The sequence below is a fragment of the Hyella patelloides LEGE 07179 genome (genome assembly GCF_900659865.1).
GTDB classification, from domain to species: Bacteria; Cyanobacteriota; Cyanobacteriia; order Cyanobacteriales; family Xenococcaceae; genus Hyella; species Hyella patelloides.
Map to the genome: position 1 here is coordinate 1 of NZ_LR214327.1, position 1,179 is coordinate 1,179.

Annotated in this window: 2 protein-coding genes; both read right to left on the reverse strand. The window is 33.6% G+C overall.

What is annotated here, in order from left to right:
• Positions 1-342 precede the first annotated feature (342 nt).
• Positions 343-705, reverse strand: a complete 363-nt coding sequence (locus tag H1P_RS33530; protein ID WP_144875829.1) for a response regulator — start codon at positions 703-705, stop codon at positions 343-345.
• A gap of 85 nt (positions 706-790) precedes the next feature.
• Positions 791-1,179 (reverse strand): response regulator (locus H1P_RS33535; RefSeq protein ID WP_144875831.1); only part of this gene is annotated, 389 nt, incomplete at its 5' end.

The following is a 1,179-nucleotide window of genomic DNA, read 5'->3' on the forward strand; positions in this document are numbered from 1 at the left end:
AGAAACAGAATAAGAACTAATATATTATTTGGTGTTTTTGAAGATTGGCGATTGCTATAAACGGCTATATTCAAGCAAATTCATTTAATTATTTCCTTGAGAAAATTATCTGCGGAATGTCAGTTAATGGGTTGAGACATTCATTAATCGACTTGATAAAAGGAACAGCAAACAGAAAACGTCTTGAGTTAATATATATTTAATTTGCATAATTTCCAATTTGCCAAAAAGACTTCAACCTTTCTCTCTGGCAACCGAAGCACCTGAAGCAAACCTCTTTATGCAATGTTAATGGCGACTAGCTTAACCTCTACTAGTATTGCGATATCTCCTCTGTTTTTTCTATGCCATCGCCTCTTCTACTGCGCTAACTAATTCTTCTTGGGTGCAAGGCTTAGTTACATAGGCTTTGACTCCTTGCTTTAATGCCCACATACGATCTACATCACGATTTTTAGCAGTACAAGCAACGATAGGAATTTCTGCGGTTTCGGGGTTTTTTCTCAGCTTACGGCAGATGTCTAAGCCTCCCATTTTAGGCATCATCCAATCGGTAACTACCAAATCGGGTTTCTTTTCTGCTGTAATAGCTATAGCATCTTGACCGTTAGTAGCAGTAATAATGGAGTAACCTGCTTGAGTTAGATATTTCTCCATTAAGTCCAATTGGGATTGTAAATCGTCAACAATTAAGATGGTTTTCATGATTTTTATTAGCTGGTTTTAGTGTGAGTAAAAAACTATTTTTCAGATAGAATAAATGCTTTCAATGTAAACATTTAAATTTTGATTATTGAAGATATTTTTCTACAATTTGCATTAATCCTTGTTGAGTAAAAGGTTTAGTAAAATAGTCGGTTGCTCCTGCTATTTTAGCTCTAGCTTTATCAATAAAGCCAGTATTTCCAGTCACCATAATGATAGGAATTCGATCGCAATTTTTACTATCTCTTAATAATCCACAAAGTTTATAGCCATTTATTTTAGGCATGGTAATATCAAGTAAAATTAAATCTGGTTTAATACGAAAAATTGTAGGTACAGCTTGTACAGGGTCGTCAATAGCTGTCACTTCAAATTTATCTCGATCTAGAAAACGCTTAATTTCTTTTAAAATAGTTGGGCTATCATCAATACATATTATTTTCCAGGTTTTAACAGCAGTATTTTGTTTTTTTT

Coding starts and splice junctions, on each gene's coding strand:
- H1P_RS33530 (WP_144875829.1), bottom strand. CDS start 705: ATGAAAACCATCTTAATTGTTGACGATTTACAATCCCAATTGGACTTA.